Annotated in this window: 23 protein-coding genes and 1 pseudogene; 14 read left to right on the forward strand and 10 right to left on the reverse strand. The window is 40.9% G+C overall.

All coding sequences use genetic code 11. From position 1 onward, the window contains the following. Positions 1-3: 3 nt before the first annotated feature. Positions 4-1,050 carry a rod shape-determining protein gene (locus AC4MC0_RS12890; protein ID WP_320157446.1) on the reverse strand — a complete coding sequence of 349 codons (1,047 nt, stop codon included), beginning with the start codon at positions 1,048-1,050 and terminating at the stop codon, positions 4-6. Positions 1,051-1,183: 133 nt separating this feature from the next. On the opposite strand from AC4MC0_RS12890, the gene gatC reads away from it, so the two are divergent. From gatC to AC4MC0_RS12910, 4 genes are read left to right on the forward strand one after another with little or no spacing between them, the layout of a single operon-like run. Next, entirely contained in the window at positions 1,184-1,498 is a 315-nt protein-coding gene (gatC, locus tag AC4MC0_RS12895; protein WP_004694671.1) for an Asp-tRNA(Asn)/Glu-tRNA(Gln) amidotransferase subunit GatC, read from the forward strand. 53 nt (positions 1,499-1,551) lie between these two features. After that, positions 1,552-3,030 (forward strand): Asp-tRNA(Asn)/Glu-tRNA(Gln) amidotransferase subunit GatA, encoded by a 1,479-nt coding sequence (gene gatA, locus AC4MC0_RS12900; protein WP_004981342.1) that lies wholly within the window; start codon positions 1,552-1,554, stop codon positions 3,028-3,030. Further along, a complete protein-coding gene (gene gatB, locus AC4MC0_RS12905; protein WP_278345222.1) occupies positions 3,030-4,505 on the forward strand; it encodes an Asp-tRNA(Asn)/Glu-tRNA(Gln) amidotransferase subunit GatB in 1,476 nt (491 codons plus the stop codon). The genes gatA and gatB overlap by 1 nt, the downstream gene beginning before the upstream one ends. A gap of 59 nt (positions 4,506-4,564) precedes the next feature. Continuing rightward, positions 4,565-4,984, forward strand: coding sequence for a hypothetical protein (locus tag AC4MC0_RS12910; protein WP_335996934.1), 420 nt, complete (start codon positions 4,565-4,567; stop codon positions 4,982-4,984). A 233-nt stretch (positions 4,985-5,217) separates the two neighbouring features. Here AC4MC0_RS12910 and AC4MC0_RS12915 read toward each other — a convergent pair. Further along, a protein-coding gene (locus AC4MC0_RS12915; RefSeq protein WP_087554504.1) for an IS5 family transposase occupies positions 5,218-6,040 on the reverse strand; the annotation gives its coding sequence in 2 pieces (ribosomal slippage) (positions 5,218-5,658 and positions 5,660-6,040; 822 coding nt in all). A gap of 95 nt (positions 6,041-6,135) precedes the next feature. On the opposite strand from AC4MC0_RS12915, the gene AC4MC0_RS12920 reads away from it, so the two are divergent. The 4 genes from AC4MC0_RS12920 (at position 6,136) to AC4MC0_RS12935 (ending at position 8,834) form a co-directional block, all read left to right on the forward strand. Next, a complete protein-coding gene (locus AC4MC0_RS12920) occupies positions 6,136-6,786 on the forward strand; it encodes an FRG domain-containing protein (RefSeq protein ID WP_278345382.1) in 651 nt (216 codons plus the stop codon). Beyond that, positions 6,783-7,388 (forward strand): hypothetical protein, encoded by a 606-nt coding sequence (locus AC4MC0_RS12925; RefSeq protein WP_278345380.1) that lies wholly within the window; start codon positions 6,783-6,785, stop codon positions 7,386-7,388. The genes AC4MC0_RS12920 and AC4MC0_RS12925 overlap by 4 nt, the downstream gene beginning before the upstream one ends. Before the next feature lie 169 nt (positions 7,389-7,557). Further along, the gene (locus AC4MC0_RS12930; protein WP_278345379.1) at positions 7,558-8,031 is read left to right on the forward strand and encodes a hypothetical protein; all 474 of its coding nucleotides are present in this window, start codon (positions 7,558-7,560) and stop codon (positions 8,029-8,031) included. 224 nt (positions 8,032-8,255) lie between these two features. Next, positions 8,256-8,834, forward strand: a complete 579-nt coding sequence (locus AC4MC0_RS12935; RefSeq protein WP_278345378.1) for a DJ-1/PfpI family protein — start codon at positions 8,256-8,258, stop codon at positions 8,832-8,834. A 172-nt stretch (positions 8,835-9,006) separates the two neighbouring features. Here the strand turns inward: AC4MC0_RS12935 and AC4MC0_RS12940 are convergent, their stop codons facing one another. From AC4MC0_RS12940 to sbmA, 4 genes are all read right to left on the reverse strand, one after another. Then, entirely contained in the window at positions 9,007-9,525 is a 519-nt protein-coding gene (locus tag AC4MC0_RS12940; RefSeq protein ID WP_278345377.1) for a hypothetical protein, read from the reverse strand. A gap of 110 nt (positions 9,526-9,635) precedes the next feature. Continuing rightward, entirely contained in the window at positions 9,636-10,499 is an 864-nt protein-coding gene (locus AC4MC0_RS12945; protein WP_278345376.1) for a hypothetical protein, read from the reverse strand. A gap of 59 nt (positions 10,500-10,558) precedes the next feature. Next, positions 10,559-11,611, reverse strand: coding sequence for a hypothetical protein (locus tag AC4MC0_RS12950; protein WP_336000582.1), 1,053 nt, complete (start codon positions 11,609-11,611; stop codon positions 10,559-10,561). A 143-nt stretch (positions 11,612-11,754) separates the two neighbouring features. Then, positions 11,755-12,951, reverse strand: a complete 1,197-nt coding sequence (sbmA, locus tag AC4MC0_RS12955) for a peptide antibiotic transporter SbmA (protein WP_336000580.1) — start codon at positions 12,949-12,951, stop codon at positions 11,755-11,757. A gap of 447 nt (positions 12,952-13,398) precedes the next feature. Here sbmA and AC4MC0_RS12960 point away from each other — a divergent pair, with 447 nt between their 5' ends. After that, positions 13,399-13,593 (forward strand): hypothetical protein, encoded by a 195-nt coding sequence (locus AC4MC0_RS12960; protein WP_004694700.1) that lies wholly within the window; start codon positions 13,399-13,401, stop codon positions 13,591-13,593. Positions 13,594-14,050: 457 nt separating this feature from the next. Here the strand turns inward: AC4MC0_RS12960 and AC4MC0_RS12965 are convergent, their stop codons facing one another. Then, positions 14,051-14,836 (reverse strand): 3-hydroxybutyrate dehydrogenase, encoded by a 786-nt coding sequence (locus AC4MC0_RS12965; RefSeq protein ID WP_278345373.1) that lies wholly within the window; start codon positions 14,834-14,836, stop codon positions 14,051-14,053. A gap of 37 nt (positions 14,837-14,873) precedes the next feature. Beyond that, a complete protein-coding gene (locus AC4MC0_RS12970; RefSeq protein WP_184118964.1) occupies positions 14,874-16,298 on the reverse strand; it encodes a GntP family permease in 1,425 nt (474 codons plus the stop codon). 574 nt (positions 16,299-16,872) lie between these two features. Between AC4MC0_RS12970 and AC4MC0_RS12975 the strand changes: the two genes are divergently transcribed. The 4 genes from AC4MC0_RS12975 (at position 16,873) to AC4MC0_RS12990 (ending at position 19,976) form a co-directional block, all read left to right on the forward strand. Further along, on the forward strand, positions 16,873-17,754 hold the full coding sequence (locus tag AC4MC0_RS12975; RefSeq protein WP_218288130.1) for a LysR family transcriptional regulator: 882 nt from the start codon (positions 16,873-16,875) through the stop codon (positions 17,752-17,754). A gap of 226 nt (positions 17,755-17,980) precedes the next feature. Then, entirely contained in the window at positions 17,981-18,685 is a 705-nt protein-coding gene (locus AC4MC0_RS12980) for a CoA transferase subunit A (RefSeq protein ID WP_336000573.1), read from the forward strand. A 2-nt stretch (positions 18,686-18,687) separates the two neighbouring features. Then, positions 18,688-19,335, forward strand: a complete 648-nt coding sequence (locus tag AC4MC0_RS12985; RefSeq protein ID WP_279044107.1) for a CoA transferase subunit B — start codon at positions 18,688-18,690, stop codon at positions 19,333-19,335. Between the two features lie 254 nt (positions 19,336-19,589). Continuing rightward, entirely contained in the window at positions 19,590-19,976 is a 387-nt protein-coding gene (locus tag AC4MC0_RS12990) for a carboxymuconolactone decarboxylase family protein (RefSeq protein WP_058869076.1), read from the forward strand. A gap of 97 nt (positions 19,977-20,073) precedes the next feature. Here the strand turns inward: AC4MC0_RS12990 and AC4MC0_RS12995 are convergent, their stop codons facing one another. Together AC4MC0_RS12995 and AC4MC0_RS13000 are read right to left on the reverse strand one after the other, a co-directional pair. Then, positions 20,074-22,239 carry a TonB-dependent receptor domain-containing protein gene (locus tag AC4MC0_RS12995; RefSeq protein ID WP_418655280.1) on the reverse strand — a complete coding sequence of 722 codons (2,166 nt, stop codon included), beginning with the start codon at positions 22,237-22,239 and terminating at the stop codon, positions 20,074-20,076. A 76-nt stretch (positions 22,240-22,315) separates the two neighbouring features. Next, positions 22,316-23,536, reverse strand: a pseudogene (locus tag AC4MC0_RS13000) (outer membrane protein assembly factor BamB family protein); the annotation flags it as partial. Positions 23,537-23,584: 48 nt separating this feature from the next. On the opposite strand from AC4MC0_RS13000, the gene AC4MC0_RS13005 reads away from it, so the two are divergent. Next, complete coding sequence (locus AC4MC0_RS13005; protein WP_114392660.1) at positions 23,585-24,517, forward strand: IS5 family transposase; 933 nt, start codon at positions 23,585-23,587, stop codon at positions 24,515-24,517. Positions 24,518-24,524: the final 7 nt, after the last annotated feature.

Here is a 24,524-nt window from a genome sequence, read left to right on the forward strand (position 1 = left end):
TTATTAGCCTACAAATAACATGTCGTGATTTGGATTATCGAAGAATTCTAAAACTTTACCACCACCACGAGTGACGCAAGTTAGAGGATCTTCTGCAACCACTACAGGTAAGCCTGTTTCTTGCGCAAGAAGTTTATCGAGGTTACGCAGTAATGCACCACCACCTGTCAACACTATACCGCGCTCAGCGATGTCTGAAGACAGCTCAGGAGGCGTTTGCTCAAGTGCAGATTTCACAGCTGAAACAATACTTTGTAAAGGATCAGAAATCGCTTGAGTAATTTCGTCCGAAGTCACAGTGATCGCACGTGGCACACCTTCAGCAAGGTTACGGCCGCGAACTTCAATTTCAAGTGCTTTGGCATTGGCTTCTGGTAAAGCCATACCCACTTCTTTCTTGATAATTTCAGCAGTAGTTTCACCAATCACGCAACCATGTGCTTTACGTACGTAGTTAATGATTTGTTCATCAAATACATCACCACCAATACGTAGTGAGTCAGCATAGACACAACCTTGCAGCGAAATAATCGCAATTTCAGTTGTACCGCCACCAACATCGACCACCATAGAGCCGCATGCTTGTTCAACTGGCATACCGGCACCAATTGCAGCAGCCATTGGTTCTTCAATCAAACGAACATCACGCGCGCCTGCATTAAATACAGCTTCACGAATAGCACGACGCTCAACCAAAGTTGATTTGCAAGGCACACACACCACAACACGAGGTGCAGGTGGGAACAGACGTTTTTCATGTACTTTACCAATAAATTGGTTCAGCATGGTTTCAGTCACTTCAAAATCGGCAATCACACCATCCTTCATTGGACGAATGGCAGAGATATTTGCAGGTGTACGGCCCAGCATTTGCTTTGCATCAAGACCTACCGCGGCAACGATTTTTTGTGAACCACTGTGACGAATCGCCACAACTGTCGGTTCATTTAATATAATGCCTCGTCCTGGTGCATAAATAAGTGTATTTGCTGTACCTAAATCAATGGCTAGATCGGGCGAAAACAAGCCAATTAGTCTTTTTAGAATCACGGAGACGTTCTCGATTAAACTTTATGTGGACGCAAGGTGGCAACTTTAACTAAATGTGATGATTTGAACAAGTCAATCGCTTATTATAACGCACGATATTTTGAAATTTTTTAATACTGACTCAGGTGATGTTATGTCTACATCGGATGCACAGCATTCTGCAGATTTAAATGCACAAACAGTTTCAGCAATCGCCAATCTTGCTCGATTGTCGCTAGATGATACGCAATCTGCTGAATATGCTCAAAGTCTAAATAAAATTTTAGGCATGATGGAAACCTTAAAAGGCATCGACACCGATGGTGTTGAGCCGCTTAAAAGCCCATTTGATCACCCACAACCCTTACGTGAAGATGTGGTTTCAGAAACCAATCATCGTGATGAATATCAAGCCATTGCACCGCAAGTGCAAGACGGTTTGTACCTAGTTCCTCGCGTGATTGAATAATTTCTATTCAGTTAAACCATTATTTTGTAAAAATTAACGTAAAGACATTTCTCATGACAGATTTACATCGCTTATCGATTCGTGAACTCTCTGAGGGTTTAGCTGGGGCTAAATTTTCATCTCGCGAACTGACTGAACATTATTTAAAGCGCATTGCAAAACTGGATACACAAGTTAAATCTTATGTAACCGTGACTGCAGAACAAGCGCTTGCACAAGCCGATGCTGCCGATGCTGCAATTAAAGCAGGCACAGCAACCGCATTGACAGGTGTGCCAATTGCACACAAAGACATTTTTTGCACCCAAGGCATTAAAACCACTGCGGGCTCAAAAATGTTGGATAACTTTATCTCTCCTTACGACGCTACCGTTGTAGCGAAAGGTAAAGCCGCTGGTCTAGTCACTTTAGGTAAAGTGAACATGGACGAATTTGCAATGGGTTCAACCTCTGAGAATTCATTCTACGGCGCTACAGCAAACCCTTGGAACTTAGGTCATGTACCAGGTGGTTCTTCAGGTGGGTCTGCGGCAGCGGTTGCAGCGGACCTTGCTCCATTTGCCACAGGTACAGACACAGGTGGTTCAATTCGCCAACCTGCATCGTTCTGTGGCTTAACGGGTCTTAAGCCAACTTATGGCCGTGTCTCGCGCTTCGGTATGATTGCGTATGCATCATCGCTGGATCAAGGCGGGCCAATGGCACGTTCGGCTGAAGACTGTGCCTACCTCATGAATGTGATGGCAGGTCATGACGCAAAAGACTCAACATCCGTTGAAAAAGACGTTGATGACTATGTGGCGAACCTAAATGGCACAGCGGTTCAAGGTCTACGTATTGGTATTCCAAAGCAATACTTCAATGTCGCTGGTTTAGACGCAGACGTAAAAGCACGCGTTGAAGAATCATTGAAAAAGTTAGAAGACATGGGCGCGACCTTGGTTGAGATTGATCTCAACATGACTGAAGCTTATGTTCCGACCTATTACTTGATTGCGCCTGCTGAAGCATCATCAAACTTGTCTCGTTACGATGGCGTACGTTATGGCTACCGTGCAGAGAACCCTGTTGACCTGATGGACTTATACAAACGTTCACGTTCTGAAGGTTTTGGTGCAGAAGTGCAACGTCGTATCTTGATTGGTACGTATGCGTTGTCTGCAGGTTACTACGATGCGTACTACGTGAAAGCTCAAAAAGTCCGTCGTCTGATTCAACAAGACTTCTTAAAAGCGTTTGAATCGGTTGATGTGATTGCTGCACCTGCTGCTCCAACCACGGCTTATAAAATTGGTGCGAACCTGTCTCCAGTCGAAATGTACTTGGGCGACATTTACACCATCGCAGTTAACCTTGCGGGTCTTCCTGCGATTAACGCACCTGTTGGTTTTGACAAAGACAACTTACCTGTGGGCTTACAGCTGATTGGTAACTATTGGTCAGAATCTCAACTGTTGTCTGTGGTACATCAGTACCAACAAGCGACGGATTGGCATACGAAACGTGCGGCAATTGCTGAGGAGAATGCATAATGGCTCAAGCTCAAAAGAAACCAAAATCGTTATTGATTGATGGTTGGGAAGTCGTTATTGGGATCGAGATTCACACTCAGTTGGCGACCCAATCTAAAATCTTCTCAGGTTCTTCGACTGAATTTGGTCAAGATCCAAACACGCAAGCCAGCCTAGTTGACTTGGCCATGCCGGGTGTACTGCCTGTATTGAATAAAGAAGTGGTCGATTTAGCCATTCGCTTTGGTTTGGGTATTGATGCTTACATTGACCAAGCGTCTGTGTTTGCACGTAAAAACTACTTCTACCCAGACTCTCCAAAAGGCTACCAAATCAGCCAGATGGATAACCCGATTGTGGGCTTGGGTCATATCGACATTCAACTTGAAGATGGTACGGTAAAGCGCATTGGCGTAACGCGTGCCCACCTTGAGGAAGATGCAGGTAAATCGATCCATGACCAGTTTGAAGGTATGTCAGGCATCGACTTAAACCGTGCAGGTACACCTTTACTTGAAATCGTGTCTGAACCTGATATGCGTTCGGTTGAAGAAGCGGTGGCTTATATCAAATCGATTCACACTTTAGTGCGTTGGTTGGGTATTTCTGACGGTAACATGGCGGAAGGTTCATTCCGTGCCGACTGTAACGTGTCGTTGCGCCGTCCGGGTCAACCGTTCGGTACACGTTGCGAGTTGAAAAACCTCAACTCATTCCGTTTCATTGAACAAGCGATCAATGTTGAAATTGAACGCCAAATGGAAATTTTGGAATGGGACGGCACGATTGACCAAGAAACGCGTCTATTCGACCCAGTGAAGATGGAAACACGTTCGATGCGTTCGAAAGAAGAAGCGAACGACTATCGCTACTTCCCAGACCCTGATTTGCTGCCTGTGATTATTTCAGATGCGCAAATTGAAACAGCTCGTGCTGCGTTGCCTGAACTTCCTGCGGCACGTCGTGAGCGTTTCGTAGCGGACTTTGGTATCACTGAGTACGATGCGCATGTGTTGACGCTGACCCGTGAAATGTCTGACTTTTATGAAGTGGTTGTAGCTGCTGCTGGCGGCGCTGCACAAGGTAAAGTGTCTGCAAACTGGGTGATGGGCGAATTCTCTGGTGCTTTAAACAAAGCAGGCTTAGAACTCGCAGACTCTCCTGTTTCTGCTGAAAAGCTTGGCGGCATGGTTGCACGTATCGTGGATAACACCATTAGCGGCAAGATTGCGAAGCAAGTATTCGGCTTTATGTGGGATGAAGGCAAAACTGCGGACGAAATTATTGCAGAAAAAGGCTTGAAGCAGGAAACTGATACAGGCGCGATTGAAGCGATTATTAAAGACGTTCTTGCTGCTAACGAGAAGATGGTTGAAGAGTTTAAATCTGGTAAAGAGAAAGCTTTCAATGGTCTTGTTGGTCAAGTAATGAAAGCGTCTAAGGGTAAAGCCAATCCTGCTCAAGTGAATGAATTAATGAAGAAGTTGATTGGTTGATTTATTCGCTAATCAATTGATTTCGTGTTATAAAAACCTCGCTTAATGCGGGGTTTCTTATGAATCAGACTATTGCATATATATCTACAACTTCATCCTATCTAAAAGAAATAATCGATAAAAAGAGCTTAAGGATTTTTGCTGCTGACTTAATACTTTCTAATGCATCAACCGAACTTCAAATTTTTTATAAAATATTAGATAGTGAAAAACTATCTTGGTTAACTCATATCCCCTTTATAATTACAAATGAATTAGGCGACATCTATTTATGTAAATTGAAAAATGCCCTATATGAAAAAGAAAATTCAATTATAGAATTTTATTTTATAAATACCCAAAAAAAGATTTATTCAAAAAATGATATTATCGAATTAGATTCACTAAATAGATTTAGAAGAGATGAAAGCGATATACTTATTCAAATTGTCACCTTAGATAAAGAAAATATTTATATTAATCATATAAAAAAATTATAGTGATGATTTTTTGTATTTCAATCCCGAACTATTCAGGAAAATAATAGAATATTCCAATGAAACTGAGAAAGAAAGCGTAACAGATTTAGAATCTTTCTTTAGAAAAATGATTAAACTAATAAATATTGAAAATCCAGATTTCAATGAAAGATTTTTTAGAGGGCATTCTTCATTAACGTATAGGTTAGAACCTTCAAATTTTAGATTTTATAATAGATCTCTTGCGAAAGTCATTATTGCAAGTTTATCCGGTTTACGAGTGCAGCAATTAAGTTAATGCGTAAACCGAATCTTTTCCGTCTATTTCGATAGCGTTCACTTAATATTCTAAATGTTTTCAATTGACTATTAATGTGTTCGATCACAACTCGTATTTTTCCAATCATTTTATTGTACCTTTTCTCAACATCAAATAAGGGTAAATTCTTCTTTTTCTTTATTGGCATCAATAATTTAAAGCCATCTTGCTCTAATCCGTAGTACCCTAAATCGGTCATAACATATTCACAATGTTTGAATTTCTTAACCGTTTTTCTTGCCAATTTAATATCATGCTGACTGCCATTCGATATATCTAGCCCTATGATTTGTTTGCTGTTCGGATGATAGATCACTTGTGCTTTTAGCGTATGTTTCTTCTTTTTACCACTGTAGAACTTACTCTGATTTTTTTTTCGGACGTTCTATTGAACATTCTGTCGCATCAATAATGACCCAGTTAAAGTGTTCGTCTGCTGTGGTAATGCTTCGTTTTGGCAGAGTAAAACGTCTTGATTTCATCAATGCATCTTCAACCTTTTTAATGGTTCGATTCACATTACTTTCAGCGATATGGTAATTTGCCGCTAATTCCAGTTGAGTGCTGTAGTTCCGTAAGTAATTGAGAGTTAATAACAACTGATCCTCTATATCTAAAGTATGAGGACGACCTGATTTCTTTTTGAGTGATTCTGCTTTTTCTAAAACCTCTACCATTTCAGTAAAAACTTGTCGAGGTACGCCAACCAAGCGTTTGAATTCAGAATCTGAAAAACGATTTAATTTCTGATATCTCATGAAATTTATATTGAGGTGGTTTTTACTTTCGCAAGAGATCTAATGGGAAAAGAGTTTATCTACATAATGAAGATAAACTTTATAGAGAATTAATTATAAATGAACCCCTCCCATTTAATGACGATAAAAATGCTCTAGAAATTTTGACTAGAATGCAACATTTTGGTTTATATACTAGATTATTGGATATAACTTCTAATCCGTTAACTGCTTTATTTTTTGCTTGTCAGAATAAACATGGTGAAGATGGAGAAGTAATTATTATTAGACCAAACAAAAAAAATATTAAATATTATGACTCTGATACGGTTAGTTGTATAACAAATATTGCTAAACTTAATATAAATGACAAAAATAGCCTTACTTCTTTTTTGCTTAAAAAACCATTTCCTAACAAGCTAAATTATAGCCTAACTTCTCATAAAAAATTCTTACATTTTATTAAAGAGGAAAAACCCTATTTTCAAAATTTAGTTAAACCAAGCGATTTAAACCGTGTTATATGCATTAAAAGCAAACTTAACAATAAACGTATCTTAGCTCAAACTGGAGCATTTTTGTTATTTGGTCTAAAAGCTAAAATGAATGAAAGATCAGATTCAGACTATCAAATTCATAGAATTAGAATCGCTGGTTCTGCTAAATCGAAAATTTTAAAAGACCTAGATCTTATAAATATTAATCTTAGAACAATTTACCCTACTTTAGAAAACACTGCAAAATACTTGCAAGACAAATACAAATGAATATCAAAAAAGTATCCTCTATTACTAAACTTGAAGACTTAGGACGTATCCAACTTTCAAAGTCTTTCATCATGCGCGACTTCCTCTATAGCGAAATCGCCAATTGGTACGGTGTGCCTAACTTTCCAGACTATCCAGAAATTGCCGTTTGTACAGGCATAAAACTCTGCGAAGAATTGCTTGAACCACTTCAAGAAAAATTTGGTCGTGTCACCATTCGATCTGCATATCGTTCTCCAAAAGTGAATCAACTCGGCAATGAAAAAGGACATAACTGCGCTAGCAACGAGAAAAACTTTGCCAGTCATATTTGGGACTATCCTGACGAAAAAGGCTACGGTGCAACGGCGTGTATTGTCATTCCTGCATTTCTAGAACTTTATAAGAAAGACCAAAGCAATTGGCAACAACTTGCTTATTGGATTCATAACCAGCTGAACTATAACCATCTACAATTTTTCCCAAAACTATGTGCTTTCAACATCGGTTGGCATGAACAACCTACTCGGGAAATTTATAGCTATATCCAGCCTAAAGGCTATTTATTACGTGGCGAAGCAGTGAATAGCGAGTTTGAGAAGTTTTATCCTGATTTATTGTAATCCCCCCCTAAATCCCCCTTTTCCAAAGGGGGACTTGCCACGTCATCAATTGGATACGCATAATTCCCTCTCCTTTGGCAAAGGAGAGGGCTAGGGAGAGGATTTTTACTCTGCCCACCATCTATTATTTTAAAACATTAACCAATTTTAAAAATACCGAAGGACAAAAATGAAAACAGTCATCCTCACACTTTCTACCCTAGCCTCCCTCAGCACCACCACATTTGCAGAAACCAAACCCAATGTTCCAGCTAAAGAAGCAAGCCAAATCTTTAAAGCCGCAGGCTTCACAAAAACAAAACATGGCTGGGAAGGTAACTGCGACACAGGTGAAATCACCACCTATAAAGACCTCAATGGTGACGGTCTAAAAGACGCAGTTATTTCAGACTACAGCACCATGTGCTATGGCAACACAGGTGTCGGTTACCACATCATTTCTCAGCAAAAAGCTGGAACATGGAAACTCATTTTTGAAAACATGGGCATCCCTACTTTTCTACAAACCAAAGGAAAAGACGGCTGGCCAGATATTGAAAATGGCGGCCCAGGATTTTGTGTTGCTGTTTACCGCTGGAATGGTCAAAAATATGATGTCAACCGTTATGAATATCAGGGCAAAGCCTGCACATTAGACTATTAACACCTCAGCATAGTAAATTTCATATCAATGAATATATAAACTGATTGATTTATCATGCTTTTCTATACAGTTAAAACGCCTCAATTACTTGGGGCTTTTTTTATAAAAATGACCTCAGTTATACGACTAAAGAGCGCTGAATGACTTAAAAATGACATCTGAACTGTGCTAATTTAGATCAAAATTGAACATAAATATGTACAAACAATAAAGAGGGTTTAAAGATGTCTAAACAAATTTTAATGCTCGTAGGTGACTATGCTGAAGACTATGAAACCATGGTGCCTTTTCAGTTTCTAACAGGTCTCGGTTATACCGTACACGCGGTCTGCCCCGATAAAAATGAAGGTGAAAGCATCGCAACAGCCATTCATGACTTTGAAGGCGAGCAAACTTATAGTGAAAAACGCGGTCATAACTTTGCCATTAATTACAACTTTGAAGCGGTACAGACTGCGGACTATGTCGGTTTAGTCATTCCCGGTGGTCGTGCGCCCGAATATTTACGCATGAATGAACGTATACTTGAAATCGTACGTGAGTTTGATACTGCGAAAAAACCAATTGCAGCAGTTTGTCATGGTGCACAAATTCTTGCGGCAGCCGATGTACTCAAAGGTCGTACTTGTTCCGCTTACCCTGCATGCGCAGCCGAGGTGAAACTAGCAGGCGGGACTTATGCAGACATTGATGTGACGAAAGCTGTAACCGATGGACACTTGATCACAGCGCCAGCTTGGCCTGCCCACCCTGCTTGGATGGCGCAGTTTATTCAAGCTTTAGGGGCGACTGTAACGATTTAATTGTGTTGTTCCTCAAGTGAATCTTTTATGGCATGGTTTATCATCTTTTTAGATTCAAAAATAAAAAAGCTCCTTCGATTCAAGGAGCTTTTTTAATGACTTTTTTATAACATTAATGCTTTCGATTCAGTTTATAAATCGCTCTCACTATTCATAATCTTCAAAGACCGAACTACCTCGTCACACCCAACTTATTCCAAATTTCTGGAGTTAAAAAAGTCGTAACCAATTTATTCAAATCCACATAACGCAGTACGCCTTGCAACTGCCCTTTCACTTCAGGGTTCTTTAAAATTTCCCCACCCGTAATCTGTCCAAGTTCCTGAAAACTATCTCCAACCGCTTGTATACCTTCAGCTTGAATCACTGCTTTGGTCTGCGCTGAACATTGCTCCACCAAAATGCGTTGTAAGACCTGTGCTAAGTTTTTATCTAGCTGTGTACGCTGTGCATCGGTGACATTGCTATACACCTTCAGATCAGGATGTGCAGCCAGTGCCGCAAACGTCCACTGCAACACAGTGGTTTTATCTGTTGCTGTCGTTGACTTCACCAAACAATTACTCAGTTGGTCGACTGTAGTACTAGCCGTAGCAACTTGGACTGAACCACACAATGCTACTGCCAAAACAGCATGATGAAAAAGAACAGAAGATCGACCACGTAAAACGCTTAAAACAGGCTGTGACATAAACTCAACTCCAATCAACAATTGCATTCTTTGTATCACAAAGCCCGTCTATCAGCCTGTTATGGAACTGTAAAATTACCGCCTAGTTGGAGAAAATTAAATCGCTCCATTCAAGCGATTTCCCTATCCAACTCAGCAGTTTCAAATGCAGTGAGCTGTGGGTGTATGGTCGGGCATGCATTCCAAAACCAATAAAAATAACCTTTAGGATCAAGCAAAGTATGCATATGAATCGTAGACTGACTACTTTCGCCCTTCCAACACGCTAAAGCAGCATTACGGTTATTATGTAAATCAATAAATTCAGGAGCGACTTGCTTCGGCATTTCAGGAACATAAAGTGCGTCACCATGTTCCACCCACAAGTCAGCCAAGTAAATTTTTCGGTCTTTTGGAAAATATCGTCCTGCTGAAATCACCAACGGCAAATGATTGAGATCGGTCGAAGCAAACACATGCGGAAAGTCATGATGCTCTAAGTCTGTGACGACAAAGGGGTATAAGGTTTTCGTGGCTAGATTGATTTGAGTTGGGTCATAAGGGAAAAAATGACCCGCCAACATGCCATCATGATATTTAATTTGAGACAACTTTTTCTGCGTAGCCTGCACCTTTATCGCCTGTCCAGCTTTCACCAAAGTCATACCAAAGGCGGCAGCTGTTTCAGGCGTGGCTTTGAGTGGCATAAACTCAAAAGAGTTTCCCGCGAATGCTAACTGAGTCTGCTCTCCCCAATGGGTTTGGATCGTTGCTATTTCTTTGGGTACATCATAAACATGGCCCCTACTCATATGGGCGTTGGTTGAGGATGCTTGGATCAGCTCAATAGCATCTGATACATCGGCTAAATACTTGGGTGTTCCGCCATTGTTGTAAAAATAAGGCTGAGCTGAAATATCAACGTCTATTTCTTGCACGGTCTGATCCAGCAAAGGCGCAGTAAAATAGGTGGCTGGTGTTTGGACATTACTCATGATGTTATTCCTTTGGTTGAGGTGCTCACATGAAGTTGGGTCGCAAACAGCCGAAAATCTTACTTCATTTGCTTGAGCATATTTTTAGCACCTGTGTGGTTATGGTTTTTGGCTAAGTTCTGCAAAACATATTTTGCCTGCCCTTTCGGGTTGGAAAAACGACTGCTATAACTTGGAATACCCGTTAAACAACGTGCAACTAATATGCCCGATTCGGTATAGACATTTGAGGCATCCGACCCCGGCAAACGACCATAGTTATATGCGCGTTGTGCACTGTTACAGGCAGCGACTTGGTTGCGCCCACTGTTAATATCACGGCGTGCAGCCACATACAGTTTGGCCTGTTGCTGCTGCGGTGTTTCTACAGCTTTGGCGACTTTAGGTGGTACTTCCACTTTGTTTTCTTTTTTAGGCTCTACTTCTTTTTTGCTTTCTTCCTCTTTCTTCACCTCTGCCTTGATCGCAGGTGCCTTCGTCACCGCTTTTTTGCTTGGTGTAATAGGTGCCATACTCCGTGGTGCTGGCTCAGTCAGTACTTTGCTTTGTAAATTAACCACACGAGTATCATTTGAGTTAGGCAGTTTACGTTCAGACAATGCCTCAATGCTCACCGACCACTGCTCGCCATTATTGAGCTGGCAACGAAAAGCACCCGTACCCTGTTTTAAACTGTTATAGGTGCGAAGTAATTTTTTCGCCCACAGATCTTTCACTAAGCTAAAACTACTTTTTTGTGTCTGACTAAAACGGCCACCATGTGCTTGGCAATACTGACTGAACATGCTCCGTGGATATAGTGCTTCGATATCTTTTTCATTTTTTACGCCTACCGTGTGATACACGTATTCTTTGCTGTTTTTATCGGTATCATTAATTTTTCGTTCTACGATTAGTTCTTGTGGTGATGCAATATTTGTAAAAGCTGTTTGTGCTATATTTCCCAGACTGGTACAGCCCTGCAACACACTCACCAAAACCCCAAATACACATAAAATTTTATAATTCACTACGACTTTACTCTTAAACACCCGCATAAAAACATTAGCGGAAAGCACATAAAATAACAAACTTAAATAACTGTTTTTATTATTTATTTTAGCTTGACGCACACATCATTCTGCTTTGCTTTATGACAACCTCAACAACATTTCATCAATTTAATTTGACCCATATAACAAAAGTTACAGACAAGATGATGCTTGAGCACATAAAAAACCTGCCGTGAAAGGCAGGTGAGATACATCAAAAATATTTAGTCATCCAAAGTCGATTCAAAAGCTTTTAGACGCTTATAAATTGAGAGCAGTTCGATAATGGTTGGCCATGATGCAATCAAATACTGAAATGACTCCCTAACTTTGCCAAAAACATTTGCGATTTGCATCATCAAACCTAAGGTAATCGCACCCGCAGCAATACTTGGAAATAAAACAAATAAACCATAAATATTATCGAGTTGCATATACCAAATACGCACTAAGTTAAAATAAGCATAGTGGAAATATAGGCGAAAATAGTTAAGACGTACTTTGCTAAACAGCTCTTTTAAACTCACTGGATCAGCACGTTCAGCATGATCTTCGCCATACACCAACTCTTTACGGTAAGCCGCTTCTACTTTTTGATTGTTAAATTCTAAACCTGGTAATTTAGCACCGACGACCATTAGCACGACTGTACCAAACACCGCCCAACCTACTGCTGCCCAAACCAATGCATGCGGAATTTCACCTACCACAGGCAAAGCTTTGACATGCACAGATAAGCTAAATAACACTGGTAAAAATGCAATGAGGGTCATTAACGCTTCAACCAAGTTTACCCCCAAACTTTCAGTGGTTTTGGCAAAGCGCATGGTGTCTTCTTGAATACGCTGTGATGCCCCCTCAATGTGTCGTAGTTTTTCCCAATGCTCAGTGTAATATTCATTCATTGCAGTACGCCAACGGAACACATAATGGCTGACGAAAAATAAATTTAGCACCATTAAAGTCACGGCCACCATTGCCACATACAAAAAGGTCAGGACACCTGTATAAAGGGTGTTGACGTCTCCGCCCCCATTACTCAACATTTCTTGGATTAAGTCATAAAAAGGGTTATACCAAGCATTTACAACGACACTGACCTGTACACCAAACCAAATGTTAAACAAGATGAATGCTGATCCCCATACCGACCAACGCTGCCATTTATTGTCAGAAAAAAAACGCCAAAATAAGGCAAACAAGCAGGTCGAAACAAAGAACCACAAATAAAACCATAAAAAAGCGGGCGACCAAAAACGGCTTACTCCAATGACTAAATCAGCTTCAGCATAACCTGCAGGAAAGCCAATCCAACTACCCCATCCACTGCCACCCGAATACCATAAAGAAAGATTGACAATAAACCACACAATCAATGAGATAAAAAACCATCTAGGGTTTGGGAAAAATGACTTAAACATGAACGATCTATATCCCTTTTATATTTCAGGTATGCAATCCGTGCATACTAATCCTTATTTCTTAATTTAGTACAATCGCATTACAGCAAGTTTGTACACTTTACTTATCCTTATTGGGTTATACGTTATTTGATTTGTATGCCTCTTCACAAGAGCTCAGGACATTATTTTCCGACTTGATCAGTCACAGCACAATCAAAATAAATTATTTCAATAACTTATAAAAATAAGAACGGGCTTTCCCAGATTTAAAATAATATTTTATTGTTTATAACTTTTGGGTTTCAAACTAAAAAATTGCTTAGGATTTAAAGCGAATACACTAATGGTATTTCTATGACAACGATACGATTACTTGTTGATTTTATGTATAAAAGAATGAAGTTTGCACATTTTAAAATGACTTCATGCTACTATCTTTTCATTAAAAACTATTGGATCTATGACATGGAAACCCTAGTACTTGAACTGATCAAACCACTCACACTGACAAAAGAAGACTTTCCACCCATTAATTTTGAAGAAGGCACTGTGCTCAAAGTTCTCATGAAAACACCTACAGGTTACTTGGTAACAGCGGACTCTCGTTTTAATTTTACGGTGTCTTTTGATGATGAAAATCAAGTGTGGCAGAAGCTGTAATTTGCAATGCTCTTTAATAAAAGAATAATCCATTCAATAAGATAAAAATAAAAATCCATCTTTTTTTATTGATTTAAAACTGATTATTTTTATTAAAATTTAGTTTTTTATACCCAATCAGCAAATGAATACCGTGCTGAGAGTTCTCTGTACCTATTGATTTTGTGATTTCTGGGGCTCATTTGTATCGTCGTTATGCATCCATTTTATCCTTAATCTCTTGATTTAATTGATCTACATTAAATCCTTCATCCTTGTTAAGTAAAACTTTGAACTATAAATCAGAAAAAGAGAAAGGATTTGAAAATCTTCAGTCTATAACTCTATATTTACCGAGTCATTCACCAAGCTCACCACTTATTTAAACCTAGGTCTTTCTGCAAAACTTCTCGCTATAAAAAAGCCTCAGATACGAACATCCAAGGCTTTTCAATTTTTAAACGTGTGCTGAGCTAAGTTATTGCGCGGTATAACCACCATCCATCACCACGGCTTGACCCGTTACACCACCCGCCTTATCACTGGCAAGGAAGATTGCATAATCCGCAATTTCTTCGACACTGAGTAAGCGTTTTTGCGGCACCATCGCCAAAATCACATCTTCTAATGCACTTTGTTCACTGACATTTCGGGTTTTAGCCAAGTCATGAATTTGACCGCGTACCAACGGCGTATCGACATAGCCTGGACACAGAGCATTCACAGTGATGCCATCGCGCGCGCACTCTAAAGCCGCAACTTTGGTCAAACCAATCACACCATGCTTAGCACTGTTATAACCAGCCTTTCCAGCAAATCCAATCAGACTGTTAATCGAAGCCATATTAATCACGCGACCAAACTGCTGTGCTTTCATGATTGGAAATGCGTACTTAATGCCAATGAACGACCCCACCAACATGACATTAATCAACTTTTGATAGACTGCAGTTGGAAAGTCTTCAATCACTGCAACATGCTGAAAACCCGCATTATTGATGAGGATGTCCAACCGCCCATAGGTTTTCTGAGTCAGTTCAATCGCTGTTTTATATGCCTCTTCATCGGTCACATCGCAAGGCGCAGACAATGCTTCAAAGCCTTGCTTTTGAAGTGCCGCCACCGTTTCAGCACACTTCTCTGCATTCATATCAGAAATGACAACTTTTGCACCTTCACTGGCAAATTTCTTTGCAATTTCATGTCCAATACCACTCGCTGAACCTGTAATAAATGCAACTTTATCTTTTAACAGTTGACTCATGATGTACTCCGTTGTCTTCTTTTTTCATTCCAAAGTCTTAAACAATACCAAACCAAGTAAAGGCAGCAATGGCAACAAATACCGCGATGGTTTTAATAATGGTGATGGCAAAAATGTCTTTATACGATTGTTTATGGGTTAAACCTGTGACTGCAAGCAAGGTAATCACGGCACCGTTATGCGGTAAGGTATCCATACCACCAGATGCCATCGCAACAATACGATGCATCACTTCGGGTGGAATCCCCATGACTAGAATCGCAGCATTGTATTGATCAGCCATCGCACTTAAAGCGATACTCATACCGCCAGAGGCTGAACCTGTCACGCCTGCCAATACTGTCGTGGTGACCGCACCATTGACCAGTGGATTGGTAAAGGTATTGCCCAATGCATGACTAATGATCGCAAAGCCCGGTAAAGCCGCAATGATCGCACCAAAACCATATTCAGATGCGGTATTCATCACTGCAAGTAAAGACCCGCCAATACTGGCATTAACGCCATCTTTGAAGCCCGTATAGACACGACGGAAATCAAATGAAATTGCCGCGATAATACCCACAATTAAGGCTAAACCCACGGCCCAAATGGCAGAAGTTTTGGCAACATCGACAGTGTAAGCTGCAAGTCCAATGGCATTGAAATCAAAACCGTTTGGATACCATTCTTTAATTGCAGTGGATAAATACTTATTGGTCACGGCAACTAAAATAAGAGGTACAAAAGCCAACCATTGACGCGCGGTAGAACCATTCGAGGTTGTATCTAAGTTTTGCTTCAGTTGTTGTTGCTCGGCTTCTGTCAGCTCAATACCTGTGGCATAACCGTCGCCATTTCGAGCAGCTACACGGCGACGCCATTCTAAATAGCTCAAACCTGTAACAAGAACAAATACACCACCAATCAAACCAAGAAACGGTGCTGCATAAATGTCTGTACCAAAAAAGGTCGTCGGTATAACGTTTTGAATTTGCGGGGTTCCCGGCAAGGCATCCATGGTAAACGTAAATGCACCAAGGGCAATGGTTCCCGGAATCAAACGCTTTGGAATGTTGGCTTGTCTAAAGAGTTGATTTGCAAATGGATAAACTGCAAAGACCACCACAAAGAGACTGACACCGCTATAGGTTAAAATCGCCCCTAAAAGCACAACGGTTAACATTGCATTTTTAGAACCAATCAAATTCACAATGGTTTTGGCAATGGATTCGGCAATCCCTGACATTTCAACCACTTTACCGAAAATGGCACCGAGTAAAAACACCAAGAAATAATCTTTAATAAACCCAACCATTTTGGGCATAAATACGCCTGAATAAAAAGGCAAAACGTTAGCAGGGTTAATCAGTAAAACCGCCAACAGGGCACAAATCGGTGCCATAAGAATGACAGAAAAACCTCTGTAGGCTGTATACATCAGTAGCCCAAGAGACAATAAAATTACACCCAAATCCCACATATTTTTTACTCCATCCTTAAAGAAAATATGTCTTGATGTGCTGTGATATTAATGGCGAATGATGTCAAATCTAGTTGAGTCACAGTGCAATCAGCCTGTGTAGAAAGACCGAATACGCATTCATAGACCGTCTATTTCCCTCATGACGAGATGTCTATTTGCACTCTGATCTATGTACTATATTTATCCATCAGAGCATTAATATTTCAGCTTATGGGTCAGACTATAATGCATATAAACCCATGCATTGTTTGAAAATAATCATTGAGTAAGAAGAAAAATTGATTAATATCCAAACCCTAGTAAGACTGATAAAACTAATTGCATCAAGTTAAAGGTAAAATTTCACAATCGCACGAAATGACTATTTTTTATATTTTTCATTCAGTTAAAACATATTTTTACAGACTATCATGCTCTTCGACTTATACTTCTTTGACGACTTGATAAAAATGCATCCACTTCCATCACTTGATCTGTTTTGACCGTCTGTTGTATTTTTCATGTAAACCATTTGAGAACAACACGTTCATTTTCATTCAACATCGTGTTGCATCATTGCTCAGGGAAGCTCATGACACTCAAACAATTAAAAGCCTTTTTGGTCCTTGCACGTACGCTTAATTATGCCAATGCAGCCAATGAACTGTGTCTGAGCCAATCCGCTCTCAGCTTAAGTATTAAAACATTAGAAGAAGAACTCGGTGGAAAACTGTTTAAACGCAACACGCGTCGGGTAGAAATCACCCTTGAAGGTCAGTCCCTCATTCCCTATGCCAAAAAGCTCTTGGCCAACTGGGAGGATATGGAAAAAGATGTCAAACAGCGCTTTAAACTCAACCGTGGCACTTTAAATATTGCCTCAATGCCCTTCGCCACTCATGCGGTACTCCCCGAAGTGATGCATGATTTTGCACAGCAGCACCCCAACATCAGTTTTTCAATCCATGACATCACCAATGAAAAAATCATTGAAAAGGTTCAAGAAGGCATTTTTGAGATTGGCATTTGTTTTGAACCCAAGGCCAATGACCAACTGATTTTTCAGCCTATATTCAATGAAGATTTTTTAGCTCTCTTGCCCAAACACCACGTCTTAGCCAAACAAAAAAGCGTGACATGGCTTGAACTCTGCTCTTGTCCATTTGTGACCTTACAAAACCCCTCGATTATTCGCCATGTGATTGAGGAACACTGTGCTGCGCATCAAGTGGTGTTGGATTTAAAAGTCGAATGCCACCAGATCAGTTCCCTTTCACACTTTGTCGCCTACGGCATGGGCGTCAGTGCTATTCCACGACATTTCCAAAAATTCATCGACCTTGAAAAAAATGTGTTGGTTGAAATTGAGGACAACCAAGCGCAACTCGCGGTGGGCATTATTTATAAGAAAGATTATGAACTGTCTAACATGTCGTCTCAATTTATTGAAACCACACTTTGGCATCATTTCTAAGCTAAGTTCTCTCCCCCTTCTCTAAGCGAAACTGAAGCTAAACCTTGATAGTTCAAAATAAGCAGTACGATTATTTGCATAGCTTTGGCTATTCTTTTATCTATTTTTCTTCGTAAATATTCTGCATTAATGAGTTTTTCTTATTATACGTTAGAAAGATTCAATTTCTAAAAAGTGCAGCGCAATGCTAAAAAAATAACAAGCAAGGAAGATCAGGAAATAAAAGATGAATAAAGTCGTCGCAAATGCAGCCGAAGCATTGGCTGATGTGGTTGCCAATAATCAAACCGTTGCCGTGGGTGGTTTTGGCCTCTGTGGTATTCCAGAAGCATTAATTGATGCCTTAAAAGATACAGGTGTCACAGGTTTAACCTGTATTTCGAATAATGCAGGTGTGGATGGCTTTGGTTTAGGTAAATTATTAGAAACCAAACAAATTAAAAAAATGATTGCCTCTTATGTCGGTGAAAACAAAGAGTTTGAGCGTCAGTATCTCAATGGTGAACTTGAAGTTGAGCTCACCCCGCAAGGTACACTCGCAGAAAAACTACGTTCAGGCGGCGCAGGTATTCCTGCATTTTTCACCCAAACTGGTGTAGGCACCCTCATTGCCGAAGGCAAAGAAGTCCGCGACTTTGATGGTCGTCCGCATATTTTAGAAATGTCCCTTACTGCGGACATTGCTTTAGTGAAAGCCTACAAGGCTGATAAAGCGGGCAACTTGGTATTCCGTAAAACAGCACGTAACTTTAACCCTGACTGTGCCATGGCAGGCAAATTCACCATTGCCGAAGTTGAACAAGTGGTTGAAATTGGTGAAATTGATCCAGATGACATCCATTTACCGGGTATCTACATCAACCGTGTTGTGCTAAATGCCACCCCCCAAAAGCAGATCGAACAACTGACCATTAAAGCAGAGGAAGCTTAATCATGGCTTGGACACGTAATGAAATGGCGCAGCGTGCTGCCCTTGAACTCGAAGATGGTTTTTATGTCAACTTAGGTATTGGCTTGCCGACTTTAGTGGCCAATTATCTGCCAGAAGGGATCAATGTTTGGTTACAGTCAGAAAATGGCTTGCTCGGTATTGATGAGTTTCCAACCCATGATGCAGTCGATGCAGACTTGATTAATGCAGGAAAACAAACCGTCACCGCACGTAAAGGTGCTGCATTTTTCTCAAGCTCAGAATCTTTTGCCATGATTCGGGGTGGTCATGTCAATATTGCTATTTTAGGCGCAATGGAAGTCTCTGAAACAGGCGACTTGGCAAACTGGATGATTCCGGGTAAAAAAGTCAAAGGCATGGGCGGTGCAATGGACTTGGTCTCTGGTGTACAAAAAGTTGTGGTTCTGATGGAACACTGCGCCAAAGATGGCACGCCAAAAATCGTGCCCCAATGTACCCTACCACTCACGGGTAAAGCTGTTGTCAGCCGTATCATTACTGACTTAGGCGTGATGGATATCACTGCTGAAGGTATAAAACTGGTTGAACTGGCACGCGATGTGAACCTAGAACAAATCCAAAAAATGACTGGATTAGAACTCATCATCAATGACTTTAAAGCCGCTTAGTACAAAACGACATCATTCAAAGCAGCTTCGGCTGCTTTCTTATTGGGCTCAATCAAAAAGATTTTCAGTTAGAAAGAGACTTCTTTATAGCCTTTGAATCAAGCATAAAAACCATCATCAGCTTGATTAAGAGTATCTTTATACTCCCGAATTTAGCGAATGATGACTCCCGCGCACATCTTTTCAACCCAAATACCTGATGAAAAACCAAACCGCTCGGCTACTATATTTGCACTCCACATTCAGAGGTTTCCATGTCACAACAAGATTATGAAAATGGTTTAAAAGTTCGCACAGAAGTCATGGGCGAATCTTTTGTTAAACGTGCTCAGGACAATACTGTACCTTTCACCCAACCTTTGCAGGACTGGATTAATGAACATGCTTGGGGCTCAACATGGCAACGTGAAGGTGTCTTACCACGTAAATATCGCTCGTTAATTACCATTGCATTTTTGACGGCACAAAAAAGTCCAACTGAGCTGAAAGGTCACGTTCGTGGTGCGTTGAATAACGGTGCAACGGTTGAAGAAATTCAAGAAGTCCTTTTACACAGTTTGCCTTATTGCGGCGCACCTGCGACTCAAGAGGCGTTCCGCGCTGCGCTGGAAGTGATTCAGGAATATCAAAGCCATTCATAAATAGATTATGCGCCATACAAAAGCGTTTTTTGCAGTCGCATGGCGCGATTCATCTGGTTTGGCTATGCAGCATTTTTCCCTAGCCAAACCATTTCCATTAAAAGGCTTTGGTTACACTCATGCCAACGCTAAAGTTTCGACCATCGGCAGGTTCAAAGAAGCGACTATTGCTGTCATTCACAATCACTGAGCCAACATAGTTACGGTCAAACAAGTTATCGACTCGGGCATAGCTGTTTACTTTCCAGTCACGGTTTACCCATAAGTAGCCGACATTTGCAGCTACAACGGTATAACTTGGCGCAGTATCCGAATTGATATCATCGACATAAATTTTATCCATATAGCGTGCTTCTAAGCCAGCTTGAAAGCCCTGTTCAGGTTGCCATGCAATACGGGTAAACACTTGGTTTTTGGCAATTCCGGGAATCTTATTTCCTTTATTAATGGCTTTCGCATAAGGTTTCGTTGAATCCTTTGGATTCGCTATTTCTGCTGTATAACTATCAAATTCAGCATCAATATAACTAAAGCTCGATTGTATGTTGAGTTCTTTCCAAATCGTTTGTTGCCATGAAAGCTCTAAACCTTGTCGTGTGGTTTGATCTGCATTACGAAAAGTCGCACGACCATCACGTGTTCCCGCTGTCACTATATCGTTTTCTGTATCTGTCTGGAAAATAGCAAAAGTGAAGAGCCCGAATGGATTCTGCGACTTTAGACCCAGCTCATAGTTATCACTACTTGCTGCTTTTAACGCAAAATTTATACCCGATTTCGTAGGATCAGTGTTATAAGCCATTTCAGTAAAGGTTGGTGTTTCAAAGCCTTTGCCATAACTGGCATAGGTATAAAGTTCCGGTAAAATTTCCCAGCCTAAAGCCACAGAAGGCAATAATTTTTGATAATCCGTTGAACCACTGTCATCACCATTGCCAGCGACAATGTAATGATCATCTGACTCATAATGCACATTACTATAGCGTAAGCCTGTATCAAGATGCCACGTGGGTAAGAACTGCCATGAGGCTTGTACATACGGATCTAAATTCCACAGGGTATTATTTTCATTACGGCGTAAATCACCTTTAACACCATAAGATTCTTTACCATTTACCATTACAAAATTATTATAGCCTTGACGGTCTTCATCCATATTGTCTAATGCAATACCAGCACTAAATGTAGTATTCGGTAATAATTCTTTACCTGTCCAACGGAAATCAGCACCATAATAATTACGCTCGAAATCAATCACAGCACCGGCATGAGTAGGTAGCTTCTGGGAGGTAGCTCCATTAGGAATTGCCTGATATTGAGTGACTTGGCGGTTGCCTAAATATGCCATGGCATAGAGTTCATTTTTATCATTAATCGGTTTAAACCAAGTCACACCTGTTTGAGTTTGTTCAATATCTTTGCGCGCGTTAAACCCCATATTTTTTACATAAGGAGCGATTTGTTTTGGGTTTGCTTGCCAATCCTTACGCTCTAACCCCATTGGGTCATCGGCATGGATTTTGACATAGTTGGTAACCCAGTTGATTTTACTGCCATCCTCTAAGTTCCACGTCAGTTTGGCATTATTCAGTACTTTTTGTGCTGCACTATGGTCTCGAAAACCATCGGTATCAAAATAAGAGGAACTAATCACATAAGCGGGTTGATTGGCCTGTTCAGAACCCCCTTGTAATTGGATATTGGCTTGTTGCTTATGATGGCTGCCTGCATTTAGACCCACTTGAATTGAGTCTTTCCCTTGTCCTTCTTTGCTCTCAGCTAAAATGGTTCCACCTGATGAGTTACCATATAAAGATGAAAATGGCCCTGTCAGCACTTCGATGTGATCCAAACTATTGAGGTCAATATTGGAACTTTGCCCTTGACCATCAGGCATGGTCGCAGGAATACCATCGACATACATCCGAATGCCACGCACGCCAAAAGTTGAACGAGCGCCAAAGCCACGCATCGAAATCTGTAAGTCTTGCGCATAGTTTTCACGGTTATTAATTTGTAAGCCTGCAACCCCTTGTAAAACTTCGGATAGGTTCACATTGGCATTGTTTTGTACTGTAGCCGCTTGGACTTTTTGAATAGATGCAGAAGTCGATAACAACTCGCTATCGGTATGTACCGCTTGGACAGTGATAATAGGAAGTTGATATTCTGTCGTTTCTGCATAAGCATGCATAGATTGTAAAATAACCGCAGTCAATAAGGCTTGTTTAAAAGGCGCAGGCATCAAATAAGTTAATCGCACAATATTTCCTTGCTTGTTATTACCATAAAAATAGGAAGCCTATCATCTCGACAGGCTTCCCATACAATAAAACGTTTTAATCGGCTAAGCTATACGCAACCACATAATCGCCATGATCAGGCGACTGACGTGCCCCACCCGCGGAAATGACCACATATTGCTTGCCTGTTTTTGGAGAAATATAGCTCATTGGTGTACCTTGGCTACCTACGGGTAAACGCGCTTTCCATAACTCTTCACCATTAGATGAATTGAAGGCACGCAAGTAGAAGTCTTGTGTTGCAGCAAAGAACACTAAACCACCTTGAGTCGCCATTGGGCCACCAATGGTTGGCATACCAATCGGCGCTTTTAAGCCCATTTTAATGCCCATTGGACCAGTATCTTCAACCGTACCTAAAGGCACCTGCCAAGCCACTTGACGGGTTTTCATATCAATTGCCGTCATAGTTCCGAAAGGTGGTTTTTGACATGGAATACCTAATACCGACATAAAGCGGTTTTTATTCACTTTATACGGTGTACCTTTCATTGGCACTGCGCCCATACCTGTGTTGACCTTCTCTCCACCACTGGCTTCAAGTTTTAAATCTTCAGGCGTTTGTTTAATCAGCTGAATCCACAGACCTAAGCGCATGTCGTTGACAAAAATATAACGATGCGTTGGGTCAAATGCGATACTGCCCCAGTTCATCCCACCCAGCGAACCCGGAAAACTTAAAGATATATCAGAACCCGGTGCTGTAAAGAGACCGTCATAACGCATCGATTTAAAGTTAATACGACACATCAACTGGTCAAATGGCGTTGCGCCCCACATGTCCGATTCAGTCAAAGTTTGATTGCCAATCTGTGGCATTTCAACTGAACGTGGCTGAGTTGCACTGTATTGCTCATCAGGAATATCTGCAGCTTTGACAGGTTGCTCAATGACTTTGGTTAAAGGCTTGCCTGTCACACGGTCGAGTACAAAGAACTGACCTGACTTGGTGCCAATGACAACAGCAGGTTTGGTTTGCCCATTTTGCATTGGAAAATCGACCAAGCTTGGCTGCATGGGTAAATCGAAGTCCCAGAGGTCATTGTGAACGGTTTGATAAACCCACTTTTCTTGACCTGTGGTTGCATCCAAAGCCAAAACAGAAGAATTGTACTTATGGTCTACAGGTTGACGATTTCCGCCCCAGACATCGACTGACGAACTCCCCATCGGTAAAAACACCGTGTTCATTTGCGGGTCGTAGGACATTGCCGCCCAAGAGTTTGCCGAGCTACGTTTATAGATTTCACCGGCTTTGTTGCACAAACCTATCTGTAAAGGGTTTTTCAGCGATATAATTTTCAAATGAAGAAGCCTACACACAAAATCTACCGCACAACCAATTGGCCCGCATATAACCGAGCACTCATGAGTCGCGGAAATATTGCCATTTGGTTTGATCCTGCTACGCAATGGTATGCGCCATCAAAAGGCAAACAAGGGCGAAATCAAACCTACTCCGACGCAGCCATCCAATGCTGCTTAATGATTAAATCCTTATTCCGTCTGTCTTTACGTATGGTCACTGGCTTTGTGCAAAGTCTGATTAAACTTTGCGGATTAAATTGGATAGCTCCAGATTACACCACGCTTTGTAGAAGACAAAAGCATATTGATATTGTAATCAGCTACCAAAAAAGTAGCGATGGGCTGCATCTACTCATGGACTCTACAGGCATGAAGTTTCTAGGTGAGGGCGAATGGAAACGCAAGAAACATGGACCTGAATATCGTCGCCAATGGCGTAAACTTCATATTGGTATAGATGCTAAAACCCTACAAATACGAGCAGTTCAGCTTACAACCAATAATGTCAGTGATTCACAGGTGCTTGGTGATTTACTTAATCAGATTCCACAAGATGAGCGGATTGACTCTGTTTATACCGATGGAGCTTATGACACCAAGCAATGCCGTCAGGTCATTGCAGATCGGCAAGGGCATGCGGTGATTCCACCTAGAAAAAATGCGAAACAATGGAAAGATACAAAGAGTAGCTCGCTAGAGCGAAATGAATTACTTCGAACAATTAAACGTTTAGGCAGGACACTATGGAAAAAATGGTCAGGCTATCATCGGCGAAGTTTGGTTGAAACTAAGATGCATTGCATCAAATTATTAGGAGATAAACTCAGTGCAAGGAGTTTTGATAGCCAAGTGAATGAAATCCATGCACGTGTAGCAGTCCTTAACAGATTTACGGAATTAGGTCGACCACTTACCCAAGTTACGCCTTAAATTTAGC

The sequence above is a fragment of the Acinetobacter sp. CAU_H_S139_7 genome (assembly GCF_058599305.1).